The 19,271-nt window shown below is 72.8% G+C and carries 16 protein-coding genes; 5 read left to right on the top strand and 11 right to left on the bottom strand.

Features of this window, described 5'->3' with window-relative positions; translation table 11 throughout:
- Positions 1–27: 27 nt before the first annotated feature.
- Complete coding sequence (gene nusA, locus ACFVXH_RS39000; protein ID WP_049659751.1) at positions 28–1,029, bottom strand: transcription termination factor NusA; 1,002 nt, start codon at positions 1,027–1,029, stop codon at positions 28–30.
- A gap of 55 nt (positions 1,030–1,084) precedes the next feature.
- The gene (rimP, locus tag ACFVXH_RS38995; RefSeq protein ID WP_074006402.1) at positions 1,085–1,621 is read right to left on the bottom strand and encodes a ribosome maturation factor RimP; all 537 of its coding nucleotides are present in this window, start codon (positions 1,619–1,621) and stop codon (positions 1,085–1,087) included.
- Between the two features lie 284 nt (positions 1,622–1,905).
- On the opposite strand from rimP, the gene ACFVXH_RS38990 reads away from it, so the two are divergent.
- Entirely contained in the window at positions 1,906–2,850 is a 945-nt protein-coding gene (locus ACFVXH_RS38990) for a ferritin-like domain-containing protein (RefSeq protein ID WP_387830922.1), read from the top strand.
- 340 nt (positions 2,851–3,190) lie between these two features.
- Positions 3,191–4,108, top strand: a complete 918-nt coding sequence (locus ACFVXH_RS38985; protein WP_387830920.1) for an aminoglycoside phosphotransferase family protein — start codon at positions 3,191–3,193, stop codon at positions 4,106–4,108.
- 38 nt (positions 4,109–4,146) lie between these two features.
- Here ACFVXH_RS38985 and ACFVXH_RS38980 read toward each other — a convergent pair whose 3' ends face one another.
- The 5 genes from ACFVXH_RS38980 to dxr form a co-directional block, all read right to left on the bottom strand.
- Positions 4,147–4,695 (bottom strand): GNAT family N-acetyltransferase, encoded by a 549-nt coding sequence (locus ACFVXH_RS38980; RefSeq protein ID WP_049651295.1) that lies wholly within the window; start codon positions 4,693–4,695, stop codon positions 4,147–4,149.
- Positions 4,696–4,773: 78 nt separating this feature from the next.
- Positions 4,774–5,649 (bottom strand): GNAT family N-acetyltransferase, encoded by an 876-nt coding sequence (locus ACFVXH_RS38975; protein WP_049651309.1) that lies wholly within the window; start codon positions 5,647–5,649, stop codon positions 4,774–4,776.
- A gap of 208 nt (positions 5,650–5,857) precedes the next feature.
- Complete coding sequence (gene ispG, locus ACFVXH_RS38970) at positions 5,858–7,018, bottom strand: flavodoxin-dependent (E)-4-hydroxy-3-methylbut-2-enyl-diphosphate synthase (protein ID WP_049651296.1); 1,161 nt, start codon at positions 7,016–7,018, stop codon at positions 5,858–5,860.
- 143 nt (positions 7,019–7,161) lie between these two features.
- The gene (locus tag ACFVXH_RS38965; protein WP_049651297.1) at positions 7,162–8,466 is read right to left on the bottom strand and encodes an RIP metalloprotease; all 1,305 of its coding nucleotides are present in this window, start codon (positions 8,464–8,466) and stop codon (positions 7,162–7,164) included.
- Positions 8,467–8,535: 69 nt separating this feature from the next.
- Positions 8,536–9,777, bottom strand: a complete 1,242-nt coding sequence (gene dxr, locus ACFVXH_RS38960; RefSeq protein ID WP_049651298.1) for a 1-deoxy-D-xylulose-5-phosphate reductoisomerase — start codon at positions 9,775–9,777, stop codon at positions 8,536–8,538.
- 68 nt (positions 9,778–9,845) lie between these two features.
- Here dxr and ACFVXH_RS38955 point away from each other — a divergent pair, with 68 nt between their 5' ends.
- Positions 9,846–10,514 carry an NAD(P)H-binding protein gene (locus ACFVXH_RS38955; RefSeq protein ID WP_380782327.1) on the top strand — a complete coding sequence of 223 codons (669 nt, stop codon included), beginning with the start codon at positions 9,846–9,848 and terminating at the stop codon, positions 10,512–10,514.
- Positions 10,515–10,646: 132 nt separating this feature from the next.
- Here ACFVXH_RS38955 and ACFVXH_RS38950 read toward each other — a convergent pair whose 3' ends face one another.
- From ACFVXH_RS38950 to ACFVXH_RS38940, 3 genes are all read right to left on the bottom strand, one after another.
- The gene (locus tag ACFVXH_RS38950; RefSeq protein ID WP_049651300.1) at positions 10,647–12,089 is read right to left on the bottom strand and encodes an aldehyde dehydrogenase family protein; all 1,443 of its coding nucleotides are present in this window, start codon (positions 12,087–12,089) and stop codon (positions 10,647–10,649) included.
- Positions 12,090–12,269: 180 nt separating this feature from the next.
- The gene (locus tag ACFVXH_RS38945) at positions 12,270–13,838 is read right to left on the bottom strand and encodes a PucR family transcriptional regulator (protein ID WP_049651301.1); all 1,569 of its coding nucleotides are present in this window, start codon (positions 13,836–13,838) and stop codon (positions 12,270–12,272) included.
- A 153-nt stretch (positions 13,839–13,991) separates the two neighbouring features.
- Positions 13,992–16,094: an ATP-binding protein gene (locus ACFVXH_RS38940; protein ID WP_387830916.1), complete on the bottom strand. Its 2,103-nt coding sequence runs from the start codon at positions 16,092–16,094 to the stop codon at positions 13,992–13,994.
- A 245-nt stretch (positions 16,095–16,339) separates the two neighbouring features.
- Here ACFVXH_RS38940 and gabT point away from each other — a divergent pair, with 245 nt between their 5' ends.
- Together gabT and ACFVXH_RS38930 are read left to right on the top strand one after the other, a co-directional pair.
- Positions 16,340–17,680 (top strand): 4-aminobutyrate--2-oxoglutarate transaminase, encoded by a 1,341-nt coding sequence (gene gabT / locus ACFVXH_RS38935; protein WP_049651302.1) that lies wholly within the window; start codon positions 16,340–16,342, stop codon positions 17,678–17,680.
- 482 nt (positions 17,681–18,162) lie between these two features.
- Positions 18,163–18,825, top strand: coding sequence for a phosphatase PAP2 family protein (locus ACFVXH_RS38930; protein WP_387830914.1), 663 nt, complete (start codon positions 18,163–18,165; stop codon positions 18,823–18,825).
- Here ACFVXH_RS38930 and ACFVXH_RS38925 read toward each other — a convergent pair.
- Entirely contained in the window at positions 18,798–19,130 is a 333-nt protein-coding gene (locus ACFVXH_RS38925) for a DUF2218 domain-containing protein (RefSeq protein ID WP_049651304.1), read from the bottom strand. The genes ACFVXH_RS38930 and ACFVXH_RS38925 overlap by 28 nt on opposite strands.
- Positions 19,131–19,271: the final 141 nt, after the last annotated feature.

The raw sequence follows: 19,271 nt of genomic DNA, 5'->3' as shown, positions 1-19,271 counted from the left end.
CGGCAGGGGCGCACACGACAACGATGATTACCGGGCCTGCGATTCCTCGGCGGGGACCTCGGTGTCCGGCCGGATGTCGATCCGCCACCCGGTCAGGCGCGCGGCCAGGCGGGCGTTCTGCCCCTCCTTGCCGATCGCCAGCGACAGCTGGTAGTCCGGCACGATCACCCGGGCGGAACGCTGGGCGGCGTCCACGATCTCCACGCTGGTCACCCGTGCGGGCGACAGGGCGGCGGCCACCATCTCCCGGGGGTCCTCGGACCAGTCGACGATGTCGATCTTCTCGCCGTGCAGCTCGCCCATCACGGCGCGCACCCGGGAGCCCATCGGGCCGATGCAGGCGCCCTTGGCGTTCAGGCCCTGGCGGCGCGACCAGACCGCGATCTTGGTCCGGTGGCCGGCCTCACGGGCGATCGCCGCGATCTCCACGCTGCCGTCCGCGATCTCCGGGACCTCCAGCGCGAACAGCTTCTTCACCAGGCTGGGGTGGGTGCGCGACAGCGTCACCGAGGCCCCGCGCACGCCGCGGCGCACGGCCACCACGTAGCACTTCAGGCGGGTGCCGTGCCGGTAGTCCTCGCCCGGGACCTGCTCCTGCGGCGGCAGGATGGCCTCCAGCTTGCCGATGTCGACCAGCACGTTCTTCGGGTCGTTGCCCTGCTGGACGACACCGGTGACGATGTCGCCCTCCTTGCCCGCGTACTCACCGAAGGTCTGGTCGTCCGCGGCGTCGCGCAGACGCTGCATCATCACCTGGATGCCGATGCTGGACGCGATCCGGCCGAAGCCGCTCGGGGTGTCGTCGAACTCCTTCGGCTCGACGCCCTCGTCCAGCTCCGCCGGGTCCTCCATCGCCCACACGGTGACGTGGCCGCTCTTGCGGTCCAGGTTCACCCGGGCCCGCCGGCGCGAGCCCTCGGTGCGGTGGTACGCGGTGAGGAGGGCGGACTCGATGGACTCGACCAGCAGGTCGAAGGGGATGTTCTTCTCGTTGACCAGCGTGCGCAGGGCACTCATGTCGATGTCCACGGCTACGCCTCCTCGTCTTTCGTCACGTTCGTCATGGTCGTACGGCACCGGGGGTTCACTCGGCGCCGTCCTCCCCCTCGTCGAAGTCCGCGGCCTCGTCCAGGAGCTCGTCGTCCTTGCGGTTGAACTCGACCTGGACGCGCGCCCGGGCCACCTCCGCGTACGCCAGACGGCGCTCCTTCGGACGGCCGCGTCCCTTCACCGGCTGCACCTCGACCAGTGCGCCGTCCTCGTCGGCCTCCAGCACCCGGGCGACGATCTCCCCGCCGTCCTCCAGGTGGATCTTGGCCAGCCGACCCTCGGCGCGCTGCCAGTGCCGGGGCAGGACCAGCGGACGCTCCGCACCCGGCGAGCCGACCTCCAGCAGGTACGCGTCGTCCCCCATCAGGTCCGACTCGTCCAGGGCCTCACCGACCACCCGGCTGAACTCGGCGATGGCGTCCATGTCCACGCCGCCGTCGGTGTCGACGTCGATCTGCACCTGCCGACGGCTGCCCGCCCGGGTGACCCTGACGTCCTCCAGATCCAGTCCGGCCTGCTCGGCCAGCGGCTCCAGCAACGCTCGCAGCCGGTCGGTGTGGGTGGTGCTCATCCGGGTGGACTCCTCGGCCGCGTCTGCTGTTGTCAGAAGGTCGCCCCGCGCCCCCGGTGTGCCACACCGGGTCACGGCAGCTCGGCCCAAAGCCTATCCGGTCAAGCCCCCAACCACCGATTCCGGACCTCCGCCGACCACGCCCACGCCACCCACTGCGAGCAAGCTCACACCCGGCACGGCATCCCCGAACCGCACCCGGGAACGTGGGGATTCTGTAATCATTCACGCCAACGAGGGCAGGCGGGGAGGCCGTCCTCCCGTACCCGCCCGGAGTGATCCCGATGCAGCCGCCCAGCCGACGGACCTTCCTGGCCCTCGGACTGCTCACCACCCTCACCGCCTGCACCGCCGACCCCCACGGCGCCCACCCGGCCGGCCCCACCCCACCCCGCGACCTCGACACCCCGGCCCGCCTGCGCGCGATCGCCGACACCGACCTCCTGCTCGGCGCCTACGACAGCCTGCTCACCGCCCCGGGCGCCCAGACCGCCCTGCTCCAACCGCTGCGCGACGACACCGCCCGGCACCGCGCCGCCCTCGCCCAGGGCCTGCCGAGCGCGAGCCCCTCCCCCACCGGCACCCCGTCCCGCGCCCTCCCCACCCTCCCCGAGCTGGCCCTCATCGAGCACCGGACCGCCGAGTCCCACCTCCAGGGCCTCGACGAGGTCAGCCCGCCCCTCGCCCGCCTGCTCGCCTCCGTCTCCGCCGGCAACGCCCTGCACGCCGCGGCCCTCGGCGACCAGACCCCCGTCAAAACCCCCGACGGCACCACCACCGCCAGCAGCACCACCACCGAACGCGCCGCCGACGCCAACGCCGCCGTCCCCGCCCTCCAAGCCGCCCTCAGCGCCGAACACGCCGCCGTCTACGGCTACGGCGTGGTCGGCGCCCACCTCCCCGACGACCCCCAGCGCACCGCCGCCCGCACCACCCACGCCGCCCACCAGGCCCAACGCGACGCCTGGCAACGCCTCCTCACCTCCGTCACCGCCGCCCCCACCCCCGCCGCCGCCGGCTACCAGCTCCCCTTCCCCGTCACCTCCCCCACCGACGCCGCCAAACTCGCCGTCCACCTGGAAACCCGCCTGACCACCACCTACGCCGACCTGCTCCTCACCCTCCCCACCCCCTACCGCCCCTTCGCCGCCACCGCCCTCCGCGAAGCCACCCTCCGCGCCCACACCTGGGGCGCCCCCGCCCCCACCCTCCCGGGCATCCCCACCTGACACCCCCTTCAGCGGGCGCGCCGGGCGAAAGCCCGCGCGCCCGCAACACCCCCACCCCCCTCAGCCCCCACCTCCCGCACCAGGGCCACCTCCCCCACCCCCACCCACCCGCCCCTCCCCTCTGGCGAGAGGGACGCGCCGCGGGCGGGGGTGGCGTAGGGGGTGGCCGCGGAGAGGGGCGTGACGGGTGATTTTCAGACTGCCAACGGTCTGAACGCCCCACCTCCAGGGTTGGCAGTCTGAAAATCATCCAGCCCCCGGAGCGGCCACCCCCGGAGCCACCCCCGCCACCCACCCTCCCGAGAGCCCAACCCCCACCCCAAACCCCCACAATGGACCCATGTCGGGAGCCGAACCCACCATCACCGTCCCCACCTGGCTGACGCACAGCGTCACCGCCACCCAAGGCGAAGCCGCCCACCCCTGGCTCGCCACCCTCCCCGCCAGGACCGCCGCCCACCTGGCCGCCTGGAACCTCACCCTGGAACGGGTCCTCGACCCCGGCGGCAGCCTCAGCCTCGTCGCGTACGTCCACCGCGACGACCTCTCCCCCGCCGTCCTCAAGGTCGGCTTCCCCACCCCCGAGACCGTCCACGAGCACACCGCCCTGGCCCACTGGGCCGGTCGCGGAGCCGTCCTCCTGCTCGACTCCGCCCCCGCCGAGGGCGTCCTGCTGCTCGAACGCCTCCACGGCGGGATCCCGCTGCGCTCCCTCGCCGAGCCCAAGGCCATGCTGGAGGCCACCAGCCTGCTGCACCGCCTCTGGACGGAGCTCCCCGAGGGCCACCCGTTCCCCGGGCTCTCCCAGCGGGTCGACGCCGCCGCCCGTCTCGCGGAACTCCCCCACCCCGTCGCCGCCGAGGCGCGGCCGCTGATCGCCGAGGCGCTGGACACCGCCCGGGACCTGGCCGGCTCCGCCGACGAGTCCTTCCTCCTGCACGGCGACTTCCACCACGGCAACGTCCTGGCCGCCGACCGCGCCCCCTGGCTGGCCGTCGACCCGCGCCCGCTGGCCGGCGAACGCGCCTACGACCTGGCCCGGCTGGCGCTGGACCGCGCCGACACCCTGTTCGGTTCCCCCGGCGCCCCCGCCGCCGTCCGCCGCCGCCTGGGCCGGCTCTCCGAAGCCCTCGAGGTCGACCAGGACCGCCTCCGCGGCTGGACCCTCTTCCGCGCCGTCGACCTCGCGCTCCGCGCCCTCACCGCGGACCGCCGCGAGGACGCCGAGCTCTACCTCGAGTTCGCCGACACCCTCTGACCCACCGGCCCCGCCAACTCCCCCCGCCCCGACGGCAGTTACCCCCCGGCCCCCCGCAGGGGCAACGGCGCCCCCATCACCGCGTACAGCCGGTCCGTCGCCGGGAACCGCACCGCCCGCGCCAGGTCCCGGTACCCCAGCGCCCGGTAGAGCCGCCGCGCCGGCGTCTCCGCGTCGATCGCCGAGAGGATGCTCCGCTCCAGCCCCGACCCCTCGCACAGCGTCCGGATGATCCGCGAGCCGACCCCCTGCCCCTGGAACTCCGGCAGCACGTGCAGTTCGGTGACGGCGAAGACCCCGTCCAGCCAGTCCCCGTACCCGCGGGCGGCCAGGTAGGGCTCGATCACCGTGCTCCACCAGTGCTCCCGCTGGTTGGGCATCCCGTACCCGAACCCGACCAGCCGCCCCCCGCTCATCGCCCCGAGCGCGATCACCCCCGGCTGCTGGGCGTGCCGCCCCACGATGTGCAGCCGTACCGCGACCTCCTCGGGCGTCAGCCCGAACGCCACCGCCTGGACCTCCAGCGCCTGTGGCGCCCAGTCCGCGAGGTCGATGGCCCCGATCGTCACCCCGGTCAGCTGATCCATGCTCCGGACGTTACTACCAGCGGCCCCGCGGCGCGGCCGAAGATCCCAACAGCGCCCCGCGCGGCCCGAACGGGCCGCTCAGAACAGCACGCTCATGAACGCCCCGACCTCCTGGAACCCCACCCGCCGGTACGCGGCCCGGGCCCGCAGGTTGAAGTCGTTGACGTACAGCGACACCACCGGCGCCACCTCCCGCAACGCGACCTCCAGGACCGCCGCCATCCCCGTCTCGGAGAGCCCCCGCCCCCGGTGCTCCGGAGCGACCCAGACCCCCTGGATCTGGCAGGCCCCCTCCGTCACCGCCCCGATCTCCGCCTTGAAGACGACCTGCCCGTCCTCGCCGAACCGCGCGAACGACCGTCCGGTGGACACGAGTTCGGCCACCCGGGCCTGGTAGAGGAGCCCTCCGTCCCCCGCCAGCGGCGACACCCCCACCTCCTCGGTGAACATCGCCACGCAGGCCGGCATCAGGGTCTCGACCTCGTTGCGCCGCACCCTCCGCACCAGCGGATCCGGCGCGATCTCCGCCGACGGCACCGAGGTCGCCATCAGCGGCTGGTGCGCCCGTACGTCCCGGGGCGGGCCCCAACTGCGCTCCAGCAGTGCCCAGAAGGCCGCCGTGGCCGCCGCCGGCCCGACGATCGAGGAGCAGCGCCGCCCCTGGCGGCGGGCCCGTTCCGCGAACGCCGCGACCGCTTCCGGCCCGGCGTCGACCAGGACCAGGTTCGCCCCGGCGTAGCAGAGCGCGCCCAGCACGCCGTCCCCGTCGTACCAGCCCCACATCTCCCCGCCGAGCCGCCACGGGTCCAGCCCGACGGCCTCGACCCTGGTCGCGACGAAGGCGTTGGCCACCGGGTCGCGGTGGAGGATCTCCAGGGCCTCCGGCAGGTCCGGCGGCTCCAGCACGCGGGTGGTGGCCAGGGCCCGGGCGGCCTGGAAGGAGCTCGGGAGCATCACACCGCGATCGAGCATCGGGACAGCACCTCACTGAGACGACTCTGGCCGCACCCTACTCCGTGGCCCCACCCGGCTACGGCCGCGGGGCCGTCCGCGAACGGACGGCCCCGCTTCCGGAAAACACCGCGCGGACGCTCCCGCACGGTCAGGACAACCTACGGCTGTCGGAAACACGCTGCGCGGGGGCCGCTCCCCCCGCGGCCCCTCACTCCCCGGCGACCACGGTCGGCGCCCCCGCCTCGACACCCGCCGCCTGCATCTGCTCGGCGAGCTTGAGGGCCTCCTCGATCAGGGTCTCGACGATCTTCGACTCCGGAACGGTCTTGATGACCTCGCCCTTGACGAAGATCTGGCCCTTGCCGTTGCCGGAGGCGACCCCGAGGTCGGCCTCGCGGGCCTCGCCCGGGCCGTTCACGACGCAGCCCATGACGGCCACCCGCAGCGGCACCTCCATGCCCTCCAGCCCGGCGGTGACCTCCTCCGCGAGCTTGTAGACGTCCACCTGGGCGCGCCCGCAGGACGGGCAGGAGACGATCTCCAGGCCGCGCTCGCGCAGCCCGAGCGACTCCAGGATCTGGTTGCCGACCTTGATCTCCTCGGCCGGCGGGGCGGAGAGCGAGACCCGGATGGTGTCGCCGATGCCCTCGGCCAGCAGCGCGCCGAAGGCGACCGCCGACTTGATGGTGCCCTGGAAGGCCGGCCCGGCCTCGGTCACGCCGAGGTGCAGCGGGTAGTCGCACGCGGCGGCGAGCTGGCGGTAGGCGTTGATCATCACGACCGGGTCGTTGTGCTTGACCGAGATCTTGATGTCGCGGAAGTCGTGCTCCTCGAACAGCGAGCACTCCCACAGCGCCGACTCGACCAGCGCCTCCGGGGTGGCCCGGCCGTACTTCTCCAGCAGGCGCTTGTCCAGCGAACCGGCGTTGACGCCGATCCGGATCGGCACGCCCGCGTCCTTGGCGGCCTTGGCGATCTCGCCGACCTTGTCGTCGAACTGCTTGATGTTGCCCGGGTTCACGCGCACCGCGGCGCAGCCGGCGTCGATCGCGGCGAAGACGTACTTGGGCTGGAAGTGGATGTCCGCGATGACCGGGATCTGCGACTTCTTGGCGATGATCGGCAGCGCGTCGGCGTCGTCCTGCGTGGGGACGGCGACCCGGACGATCTGGCAGCCGGACGCGGTGAGCTGGGCGATCTGCTGCAGCGTGGCGTTGATGTCGGAGGTGACCGTGGTGGTCATCGACTGCACCGAGACCGGGGCGTCGCCGCCGACCGGCACGTTGCCGACCATGATCTGCCGGGAGTAGCGGCGCTTGGCCAGCGGCTTGAGCGGCAGGGACGGAATACCGAGCGAGATCGCGGTCATGTGCGCAGGGTTCCCCGGGGTTGAGGTGTGGTCGACCGCCCGGCCGTGACACGGCCGAGGCCGGGCGCGCTGACGATCGCGCACCCGGCCTCCACGGTACGGCACCGCAACGGCGCCCAGCACACCCGTGGTACCCGAACGCCCTAACTGATCTTCACCGGGTTCACCAGGTCGGCGACCATCACCAGGAGCGTGAAGCCGATGAAGATGCTGGCCACCACGTACGCCACCGGCATCAGCCTGGCGACGTCGAACGGGCCCGGGTCGGGCCGCCTGAACAGCTGTGCGAAGCGGCGCCGGACCGCCTCCCAGGCCGCGCCGGCGATGTGCCCGCCGTCCAGCGGGAGCAGCGGCAGCATGTTGAAGAGGAAGAGCGACAGGTTGATGCCGGCCAGCAGGTTCACGAAGAACGCGATCCGCTGGGTGGCGGGCAGGTCGAGCGAGAAGACCTCGCCGCTGACCCGGGCCGCGCCGACCATGCCGACCGGGGAGTCCGGGTCGCGCGGGGCGTCGCCGACGACGGCGTTCCACAGCCCGGGGATCTTGCCCGGCAGGGCGGCCAGCGACTTCACCCCGTTCTCGGCCATGTCGTACATCCGGTCCACCGACTGCCCGAAGCCGAGCTGGACGGTTTCGCTCTTCGGGGTGAACCCGAGGAACCCGGCCTGCACGGTCTGGCCCTTCAGCGGCACGCCCTTGCCGTCGTACTTCTGCACGTCGTTGACAGCGATGGTGGGCGTGAAGGTGAGCCGCTCGCCACCGCGCTCCACGACGATCGCCACCTGCTTGCCGGCCGACTTCCGGATGTCCGCCTGGAGCTGGTCGTAGTCGCGGATCCGGTCGCCGTCGAAGGAGAGCACCTTGTCGCCCTGGCGCAGCCCCACCTCGTTGGCCGGGGTCTTGGGCGCGTCGGCGGGGCAGGTGTCGGTGGGCTGGCCGGCCTTGACCACGCACTGGGCGACCGAGCCGATGGTCGGCACCGTCATCGAGACGCCGAAGCCCATCATGACGGTCAGGAAGAGCCCGAACGCCAGGACCAGGTTCATGAACGGCCCGGCGAACATCACGATCATGCGCTTCCACGGCTTGCGGGTGTAGAAGAGCCGGCTCTCGTCACCCTCCTGGAGCTCCTCGTAGGAGGCCTCGCGGGCGTCCTCGATCATGGTGCGCCAGGGCGAACTGCTGCGCTTGGTGATCCGGCCGTCCTCGCCCGGCGGGAACATCCCGATCATCCGGATGTACCCGCCGAACGGGATCGCCTTGATGCCGTACTCGGTCTCGCCCTTCCGGCGCGACCAGAGGGTCGGGCCGAAGCCGACCATGTACTGGGGCACCCGGATGCCGAACAGCTTGGCCGTGGAGAGGTGGCCGAGTTCGTGCCAGGCGATCGAGACGAGCAGCCCGATGACGAAGACCAGGATGCCGACCACCGTCAAAACCGTTGCCACCGCTGGTCCTCCGTCATGCCGCTCCGCTCATCGTCTCGTCCTACCGCAATCGGGGTCGTCGGTCGACCGTCAGCCGGCCGCCAGCTCGCGGGCCCGGGCGCGCGCCCAGTCCTCCGCGTGCAGGACGTCCTCGACCGTCAGGGAAGTTCCCGCCGCCGGAGCGCCGTCCCGCTGACCGTGCTCGGCCACGACCTTGGCAACAGTGTCCACGATTCCGGTGAAAGCGAGGCGGCCCTTCAGGAACGCCTCCACACACTCCTCGTTGGCCGCGTTGAACACCGCCGGGTTGGTACCGCCCAGGGTGCCCACCTCACGGGCCAGCTCGACCGCCGGGAAGGCCTCGTCGTCCAGCGGGAAGAACTCCCAGGTGGCGGCCCTGGTCCAGTCGCAGGCGGGGGCCGCGTCCGGCACCCGGTCCGGCCAGCCCAGGCCCAGCGCGATCGGCATCCGCATGTCCGGCGGGCTGGCCTGCGCCAGGGTCGAACCGTCGGTGAACTCCACCATCGAATGCACCACCGACTGCGGGTGGACCACGACCTCGATCCGGTCGAACGGCACGTCGTACAGCAGGTGCGCCTCGATCACCTCCAGGCCCTTGTTCACCAGGGTGGCCGAGTTGATCGTGACGACCGGGCCCATCGCCCAGGTCGGGTGCGCCAGCGCGTCCTGCGGGGTCACCCCGGCCAGCTGCTCACGGGTGCGGTTGCGGAACGGGCCGCCGCTCGCGGTGACCACCAGCTTGCGCACCTCGGCCCGGGTACCGCCGGCCAGCGCCTGGAACAGCGCCGCGTGCTCGGAGTCCACCGGCACGATCTGGCCCGGCTTCGCCACCGCCTTCACCAGCGGACCGCCGACGATCAGCGACTCCTTGTTGGCCAGCACCAGCACCCGGCCCGCCTTCAGCGCGGCCAGCGTCGGCCGCAGGCCGATCGACCCCGTGATGCCGTTCAGCACCGAGTGGCACTCCAGGGCGGCCAGCTCGGTCGCCGCGTCCGGGCCCGCCAGCACGGTCGGCAGCGCACCGCCCGCCGCCTTCGCGGCCAGCGCCTCGCGCAGCGCCGGAACGGCCGCCGGATCGGCCACCGCCACGGTGTGCACGCCCAGCCGCACCGCCTGCTCGGCCAGCAGCTCCACCCGACCGCCCGCCGCCGACAGGGCGACCACCCGGAAACGGTCCGGGTTGCGGAGCACCACGTCGATGGCCTGGGTACCGATCGACCCGGTGGAACCCAGGATCACCAGCTCCCGGGGGCCGGAGGGGTCCGCCACGGTGGGCGTGAAACGCAGCTGCGGGTGGGCGAGCGAAGTCATGCGCCCATTGTGTCCTGTTCGCGGCACTCCCCAGGACGACTTCCGACCCTTCGGACTACCGTCGGACCATGCGTACCGTCATCGCCGGGGGCCACGGACAGATCGCGCTCCACCTGGAACGGCTGCTCGCCGCCCGCGGCGAACGCCCCGCCGGGATCATCCGCCGCCCCGAACAGGCCCAGGACCTCGTCGACGCCGGCGCCGAGCCGCTGCTGCTCGACCTGGAGGCCGCCACCGCCACCCGGCTCGCCGCACTGCTCACCGGCGCCGACGCGGTGGTCTTCGCCGCCGGCGCCGGACCGGGCAGCGGCGCCGCCCGCAAGAACACCGTCGACCGGGACGCCGCCGTGCTGCTCGCCGACGCCGCCGAACTCGCCGGGGTCCGCCGGTACCTGATGGTCTCGGCGATGGCCGCCGACGCCGAGGCCCATTTCCCCGCCGACGAGGTCTTCGAGACCTACCTGCGGGCCAAGGGCGCCGCCGACGACGCCGTCCGGGCCCGCACCGCGCTGGACTGGACGGTGCTGCGCCCCGGACGGCTCACCGACGGCCCCGGCACCGGCCTGGTCCGGCTCGCCCCCTCCGTCGACCGCGGCGCGGTGGACCGGGCCGACGTCGCCGCCGTCCTGGCCGCCCTGCTGCGCGAACCGGGCACCGCCGGGCTGACCCTGGAGCTGGTCGCCGGGAACGCCACCGTCGAGGAGGCGGTCGCGGCGGCCGCTGGACACGACGGCTGAGCCCGCGCCGGGGCGCGAACGCGAAGAGGGCCCGGTTCGGGCGAACCGGGCCCTCCCGCCTACGACGACACCGCGTCGGTCAGGGGCCTCACAGCCCCGGCGATCTCAGAGGTCTCTGAGGTCTGAGAGGCCTCAGAGGTCGAGACCGGTCAGGACCATGACCTTCTCGACGGTGTAGTCGTCCATCGCGTACTTGACGCCCTCACGGCCGACACCGGAGTCCTTGACGCCGCCGTACGGCATCTGGTCGGCACGGTAGGACGGCGCGTCGCCGATGATCACACCGCCGACCTCCAGCTCCCGGTGGGCGCGGAAGGCGGTCTGCAGGTCGTGGGTGAACACGCCCGCCTGGAGACCGAACGCCGAGTCGTTGACGGCCGCGAAGGCCTCGTCCACGCCGTCCACCCTGTGCAGCGACAGCACCGGGCCGAACACCTCGGCCTTGGCCAGGATCGCGTCACCGGGCAGGTCGGCCAGCACGGTCGGGGCGTAGGTCGCACCCTCACGGGTACCGCCGGTGAGCACCTTGGCGCCCTTGGCGACCGCGTCCTCGACCCAGGACTCGACGCGCTTCGCGGCGTTCTCATCGATCAGCGGGCCGACGTCGGTCGCGTCGTCGGCCGGGTCACCGGTGACCTGCGCCCTGACCTTGGCGACGACCTTCTCCGCCAGCGCGTCGTACACCGAGGCGTCGGCGATCACCCGCTGCACCGAGATGCAGGACTGGCCGCCCTGGTAGTTCGCGAACATCGCGATCCGGGTGGCCGCCCAGTCCAGGTCGGCCTCCGAGGACCAGTCGGCGAGCACCACGGCCGCGGCGTTGCCGCCGAGCTCCAGGGTGCAGTGCTTGCGCGGCACCGAGTCCATGATCTGGTAGCCGACCTTGTCCGAACCGGTGAACGAGATCACCGGCAGGCGCTCGTCCTGCACCAGGGCCGGCATCCGGTCGTTCGGCACGGTCAGGATCGACCAGGAGCCGACCGGCAGGTCGGTCTCGGCCAGGATCTCGCCCAGCACCATCGCCGACAGCGGGGTCGACGGAGCCGGCTTCAGGATGATCGGGGCGCCGACCGCGATCGCCGGGGCGACCTTGTGGGCGACCAGGTTCAGCGGGAAGTTGAACGGGGCGATCCCCAGCACCACACCGCGCGGGAAACGGCGCACCACCGCAAAACGGCCCACGCCGCCCGGGTCGGTGTCCAGCCGCATGGTCTCGCCGTTGGTGCGGCGCGCCTCCTCGGCGGCCCAGCGGAAGACCGACACCGCGCGGCCGATCTCACCGCGGGCCCACTTGATCGGCTTGCCGTTCTCGGCACTGACCAGCTGGGCGAGCTCCTCGGTGCGCTCGGTCAGCCGCTTGGCCACGTGGTCCAGGGCGGCGGCACGCTGGTGCGCCGGGGTGGCGGCGAACACCGGCAGCGCGGCCACGGCGGCGTCCAGCGCCTCCTCGACCTGCGCCTCGGTCGGGATGCTCACCTTGCCGACCAGACGGCCGTCCCAGCTGTTGTGCACCTCGAAGTCGGCGTCACCGCTCGCCCGGCGGCCGGCGAGCCAGAAATCGTACGTGGTGGTCACCGTGGTACCGGCCCTCTCCTCGTCTGTCCTACGGCCCACGGACGTGGGACCCGGTTTTGAGGGTAGGCGCGGCGGCGCGCCGACCGGATTGGCCGACTAGGAGCGTTCGCCCCCGGGGCCACTCCACCGCGTCCTACCGGCGCCCCGCGGGCCGCCGGAACCCCACGCCCCGCCGGCGCCTCACTCCTCGCCGGAGCGCAGCGCCAGCCACAGCTCCATCCGCACGTCCGTGTCGTCCAGCGACCGGCCCAACAGCTCCTCGACCCGGCGCATCCGGTAGCGCAGCGTGTGCCGGTGCACACCCAGATCCGCCGCCGCCGCGTCCCACTGGCCGTGCCGCGACAGCCACGCCCGCAACGAGGCCACCAGATCCCCGCGGGCCGTCCGGTCGTGCTCCCGCAACGGCCGCAGCAGCCCCTCCGCGAAGGCCGTCACCGCGTCCTCGCCGAGCAGCGGCAGCAGCGACCCCGCGCCGACCTCCTCGTGGTCCACCGACCGGCGGCCACCGCGCAGCGCCACCGCCAGCGCCCGCTCCGCCTGCGCGTTCGCCGTCCCCGCCTCCTCCAGCGCGGCCGGCGCCGAGACGCCCAGCGACAGGCCCTCGTGCTCCTCCACCGCGCCCAGACAGGCCCGGTGCACCGCGCCGTTGTCCAGCGCCAGCACCATCAGCCGCGGCCCGTGCGCACCGTCCTCCCGCGCCACCAGCAGCTTCTCGCCCACCCGGGCACCCGCCTGCTCGGCCCGGTCGCCCAGCTCCCCGAGCGCCTCCGCGGCATCCGCGTTGGCCGGACCGGCCCCGGCCACCAGCACCCGTATCGTCCCCTCCGGCAGCCCCCCGAACAGCCCCACCGCCACCTGGCGGGCCGTCGCCACCTCACCGGCCAGCACCATCCGCAGCAGCGCCGCGCCCATCCGCTCCTCGGCCTGCCGCAGCTCCCGCGAGCGCTCCAGGGTGAGGGTCAGCAGCGCCACCGCCGCGTTCAGCACGTACCGCTCGGTCGGCGTGATCCGGTCCTCGGTCCCGACCGCCAGGAAACCCCGGGCCCGCCGGTCCGCCCCCAGCGACTGGACCACCACGTAGTCCTCGTCCGCCGTGTCTATCCCCGGCGCGCGCCCCTGCAACGCCGCACTCGACGGCGCCGGACGCCGACGCAGCCGGTCCACCTCCGCCGCCAGCCGCCCCGCCCGGCGCGCCGCCCAGTCCGGCGCCACCACCGACAGCGCGCCCGACCCGTCGTACAGCGCCGCCCAGCCACCCAGCCGGGCCGCCAACCGGCGCACCACCGCCGTCGTGCCGTCCTTGCCCAGCGCCGCCCGGGTCAGCTCCTCCTGCGCCTCGAAGCTGGTCGTCACCGCCTCGTACTGCTCCGCGGCCAGCGCCGCCGACACCACCTTGCTGATCGCGATGAACGGCGTCGGCTCCGGCACCCGCAGCAACGGCAGCCCGCGCTGCGCCGCCGCGTCCACCAGCGGCTGCGGCACCTCCGTGTGCGACAACCCCACCCCGAGCCCCAGCCCGACCACCCCCGCGTCGGCCAGCCGGTGCACGTACGCCTGCAACTGCGCCGCCGTACGGCCCAGCTTGATACCGGTGGTGAGCAGCAGCTCACCACCCTCCAGGAACGGCGTCGGGTCGTCCAGCTCACTGGTGTGCACCCAGCGGACCGGCCGCTCCAGGTGATCCGCACCGGCGAGGACCGTCAGATGGAGCGACGTGTTGCGGACGACGGAGGCGAGTGTGGGGGGCATGGCACCTTCGAAGGATCGACCTGACCGCGCCGTTGCGGCCGGGCGAGGAGAGGGACGTGGGACTGGTGAGGGTCTCTCCCCTTCATTATGGACGCCCCGGACAACCCGCACTGCCGAATCCACCTCGAAGGCGACTTCCCCCGCCGCCCGCCCTCAGCCCCTGAGGTCCACCAGCAGCGGCGGAACCTGCTCCCCCGACACCGCCGTCAACGACACCACCGCATGCCCCGCCGGCAACGCGTGCGCCAGATCCGACGGCGACCACCGCAACCGCTCCACATCCCGCGTCGTCACCGACTCCGTCTGCGCCGTCGTCCCCGACAACGCCTTCCGCCCGACCCGGCCCGCCCGCCGTATCACCCCACCGGAGGTGTCGGGGGTGTGGGTGACCTCCGTCTCGTGGACGACGTGCGTACCCCACGCCTCCGAGAAGAACTTCCCGTCCCAGGGAGCGATACCGGGGAAGACCATCCGACAGCCCACCGCCCCGAACAAGGGGGTCCTCAGCGATTCCGGCAGATCCATCAGGGTGCGGAGCAGCAGCACCGCGCCCGCATTGGCTCCCCGCATCCGCTGGAGGCCGCGAACGGTGTTCGCATCCAGTGCGGCGGACGCATCGTCCACCACAAGTCCGGCGAACAGAGAGCGGTCCTCGCGGCCGGCTGCCGCCACGACGAACTGTCCCACCACGAGACGGGAGAGGATCCGGGACGCCTCCGGGTGGCTCCGCTCGGGCAGCTTCACCCGAACCCGGAGAGGGTGGTCGAGCGCACGCATGGCGAAGGGAAGACGGCCTGTGCCGTCCGTGGCGAAGGCTCCTTCGAACGCCGGCCGGTCGAGCAGTGCCAAGCGGTCCGCAAGAAGGACCCCCGGGTCATCGGCGCGCTCCTGATGCCGCTGCCGGTACTCGAGGTCCCGCTCATAGACCGACAACCGACCCGTTGTCCGAAGAGCCTTGACGAGCGGTTCCATAACGCCCGGCTCCCCGGAGAGAAGCGCCCGCAGTTCCCGGACCCCCGGGTAGCGCCCGTAGGCGGTGCTGAACGGTCCAACCACCTGTTGAAGGGTCGTCCGGGCGCTCTCCGCGCGCGCGATCAGTTCGTCCGGCAGCAACGCGTCCGCGAGTCTGGCGGCTGCCTCGTCGGGATCCTGCGTCGCTCCGTAGAGGTCCAACCCGTAGACCGAACCCGGCTCGCCCGGGGCGATCACCACGTCGTACCAGTTGTCCGGGCCGAGGTCCGCGTCCGCTGCGCCGACCACTACGACGCATGCTGTCCCAGCCAATGTCTGGAGGCACAGGGCCTCCGTGACGGGACGGGCGAGTCGAGCCGTCTTGCCGGTTCCGGCGGGGCCGACAGCCAGCAGCGACGTCCCCAGGACGGTCGGGTCCAAGGCGAATCCGGTCGACCGGTGGCCGTGCGGGTTCTTCACCACGTCCTGCGTCGTGCCGAGCCGCACCTGTTGCAGCAGCAGGTCGTGCCAGGCCTTCCTGGTCGCCAGGTCCCGGGCCTCCGAGGGATGCGCAAAAGCCGCAGCACCGCGTGCGAGCACCTGGTCGACGAATGCGGGGAGGAAGACGGCATCGGCCTGGGCGGACTCCCACGCCCGCTGGATCCGGACGTAGTCGACGTCCCCGGCCTTCGAGTGGTCCAGTTTCTCGGCCGCTGCCGACGCTCCGCCAGATCGCTGGGCGAACCACGGGTCGGCGGCGGGCAACGGCTCAGCGCCGCCAGCAGGCCTGGTCGGGGCGGGCCCCTCGTGGGTGATCGCCCGAGCAAGGACCGGAGCGACGTTCCTCCGCCACCCGGAACGTGTGAGGAACCGGCGGCCGACCTCGCGCCACCGGCCGGTACGCCAGAACACCGCGGCCGCGCAACCGATGGTGACCAGGTTGATGAGGACCTGGACGGTGTTGAACTGCTCCGGCGACGTCCCGGCGAACCCTCCGAGGAGTCCCACCACCCACACGAGCACGAACGTACCGATGTAGTAGGTCGCGACAGTGGCGACAAGGTTCAGGACGGCACGCCACAGCAGCTGCCCGGTCGGAACCTTCGCCTCCTCCGCCTCGGTGGGATCGGTCCACTTGTAGCCCTGCCGGAAAATCCCGGGAGCTGCCTCCGGCCGAGGAATCGCCACCCACACCGGAAGGTCGAAGGCCCCGTCCGAGCCCGCCGCGGGCCGTTGGTGGGGCAGGGGGGTCGGGGGTCTGGTGGTGGTGCGCTCGCCGTGGTGGTGTGCCCCGTCCTGTGCCATGTACGGTCCCGCTCCCTCGCCCGCCCGCCCGGCCCGACCGCCGTCGGTGCCGCCATACCCATGCCGCCGTACCGGCGACACGCCCGCGCTCAGGGTAGTGGAGCGCGGCCTGCGGGTAGTCGCGCCACCCGCGCTGGCCGTGCCGGACAAGTCGGACGGCGCACTGCTACCGAGTGGCGCGTGCCGGGGTGGGGAGGGCGGCCGTAGCCTGCGAAGCACCGAGCCGAGAAGTCTGGAGATACCCCATGAGCGCCGCAACGCCGCTCCCGCAGGAGCGCCGCCTGGTCACCGCGATCCCCGGTCCGAAGTCGCAGGAGCTGCACGCCCGCAAGCTGGGTGCGGTGGCGGCCGGTGTCGGCACCACCCTGCCGGTGTACGTGTCCCGTGCCAACGGCGGCGTGCTGGAGGACGTGGACGGCAACTCGCTGATCGACTTCGGTTCCGGCATCGCCGTGACCAATGTCGGCAACAGCGCCGAGGCCGTGGTGGCCCGGACGACCGAGCAGCTGGCCAGCTTCACGCACACCTGTTTCATGGTGACCCCGTACGAGGGTTACGTGGCCGTCGCCGAGCAGCTGAACGAGCTGACCCCGGGTGACCACGAGAAGCGCACCGCGCTGTTCAACTCGGGCTCCGAGGCCGTCGAGAACGCGGTGAAGATCGCCCGCGCCTACACCAAGCGCCAGGCCATCGTGGTGTTCGACCACGGCTACCACGGCCGCACCAACCTGACGCTGGCGCTGACGGCGAAGAACATGCCGTACAAGCAGGGCTTCGGTCCGTTCGCCCCCGAGGTCTACCGGGTTCCGGTCGCCTACCCGTACCGCTGGCTGACGGGTGCGGAGAACGCCGCCGCCGAGGCCGCCGCCCAGGCGATCGACACCATCAACAAGCAGATCGGCGCCGAGAACGTCGCCGCGATCATCATCGAGCCGATCCAGGGCGAGGGCGGCTTCATCGAGCCGGCCAAGGGCTTCCTGCCGGCGATCGTGGAGTTCGCGAAGGCGAACGGCATCGTGTTCGTCGCGGACGAGATCCAGACCGGCTTCTGCCGTACCGGCCAGTGGTTCGCGTGCGAGGACGAGGGCATCGTCCCGGACCTGATCACCACCGCCAAGGGCATCGCCGGCGGTCTGCCGCTGTCCGCGCTGACCGGCCGCGCCGAGATCATGGACGCCGCGCAGACCGGTGGTCTGGGTGGCACCTACGGCGGCAACCCGGTGGCGTGTGCCGCCGCGCTGGGTGCCATCGAGACCATGAAGGAGCAGGACCTCAACGGCAAGGCGCAGCGGATCGGCGAGATCATGCTGGGCCGTCTGCGGGCCATGCAGGAGAAGTACGAGATCATCGGCGAGGTCCGCGGCCGCGGCGCGATGATCGCCGTCGAGCTGGTGAAGCCGGGTGGCAAGGAGCCGAACGCGGAGGTCACCGCGGCCATCGCCAAGGCGTGCCACGCGGAGGGCCTGGTCGTGCTGACCGCCGGCACCTACGGCAACGTGCTGCGCTTCCTGCCGCCGCTGGTCATGCCGGAGCACCTGCTGAACGAGGGCCTGGACATCCTGGAGGGTGCGTTCGCCGCTCTCTGAGCGGTGTCGCCCGTCAGGTCGTGAACCCCCCTCCGGAGGGTTGTCCGGACAGCGCTGAACGGCCCGTGGGGACCTCTGGTCCGCACGGGCCGTTCGGTTGTCCGGGCGCTTCGCACGGGCGGCCGGGGCATGATCGACGGGGCGCCTCCGAGGTTGCCCCGCGCAGGGTGAAGATGGTGTGCGGAATCGCTGAAGGCGCTCGGCGCGGAAGGGCTGTTGACGTAGTGTCATCGCAGATGGACAGCGAGCCTCAGCCATGGGCGCGGCCGTCCGCGGGGCCCCCTCCGGGGCCGATTCCGCGGGTGCCGGACGAGGACGACCAGCCCGGCCCGGGAGGGCCGGCGCACACCGAAGGCCGATCGACCGACCGTCCGACCCACACCCCCCGGGGCGCACGGAACGGCGATCATCAGGGCCGCCCCGGAGCTCTCCCCCCTGCTCCGGGGCGGCTGTCCGTCGTCCTGGGCCGGGTGGCCCGGTCGGTGGCCGTCCCGGTGACGGCGGCGGTGCTGGTGGTGGTGGTGTCCTGGCAGGTCGCGATGGAGGGGCCGCTGCTCGGCGTGGACCGTTCGGTCCGCCGGGCCGTCCGTACGGCTCACAGGGACGTCCCGGACGCGCTGCTCGACCGGCTCGGCCACTTCTTGTCGGACCTGGGCGGCGGCGTCCCGGCGGTCCCGGTGCTGCTGCTGGCCGGCGCGTTGGCGGCCTGGCGGGGGCGCCGGGCCGGGGCCGGGCGCTGGTGGCTGCCGCTGCCGGTGGCGGCGCTGACCTCGGTGCTGATCCCGCTGCTGGTGGTCCCGGCGAAGTCGGCCTTCGCCCGGCCCGGTCCGCTCGGGGAGCCGCTGGTGGCGGGCCAGTGGGGCTGGTACCCGTCCGGGCACACCGCGACCGCGGCGATCTCGTACGGGGTGGCGGCGCTGCTGCTGGCCCGGGTGGCGGGGCCGCGCACCGCCCGGGGGCTGGCGGCGGGTGCGGTGCTGCTGTCGCTCGGGGTGGGCGCGGGGCTGGTGTGGAGCGACTTCCACTGGCTGTTGGACGTGGTGGCGAGTTGGTGCCTGGCCGTCCTGGTGCTGTGGCCGCTGGCCCGGTGGCTGCTTGGGCCGGGTGCCGGGGGCGGTCAGGCCTCGGGGTCCTCGTTGCGGTGAACCAGGCCGGGCTCGCCGTTGTCCCGGTGCCACTCGATGACGAGTTCGTCGCGGGCGCCGAAGCGGACCAGGTGGCGGCCGACGACGTCCTCCAGGCCGGGCAGCTTGTCGCGCTCGCCCTCGACGGTGAGCAGCAGCGCGTCCGGCTGGGCCTCCAGGGTGGCGGTGCCGGCGCCGAAGACCATCGTGCCGCGGCCGGTCTCCTCGGAGTAGACGGCCTCGATCTTGCGCCCCATGTGGGCGGTGAGCTGCTTGGCGTAACGGCCCGGGCGGTCGGTGGCGACGCGGGCTTCGGAGCGGGGCATGGGCCCTCCATTGGTCGGGGACGGGAACTTAGGGTTCCCTCACTTGGGAGCAACGCTAACCCAGATACTGAGCCAAGCTCAACATATTTCCGCGATCGTCTTCCGTCGCCCGCCACCGGCCCCGGACCGACGGCTACCCTT

Source organism: Kitasatospora sp. NPDC058184 (assembly GCF_042883725.1).
In the GTDB taxonomy this organism is placed as follows: Bacteria; Actinomycetota; Actinomycetes; order Streptomycetales; family Streptomycetaceae; genus Kitasatospora.
Note: the sequence above shows the minus strand (reverse complement) of the source record. Positions and strands in the feature narration are given on the sequence as shown.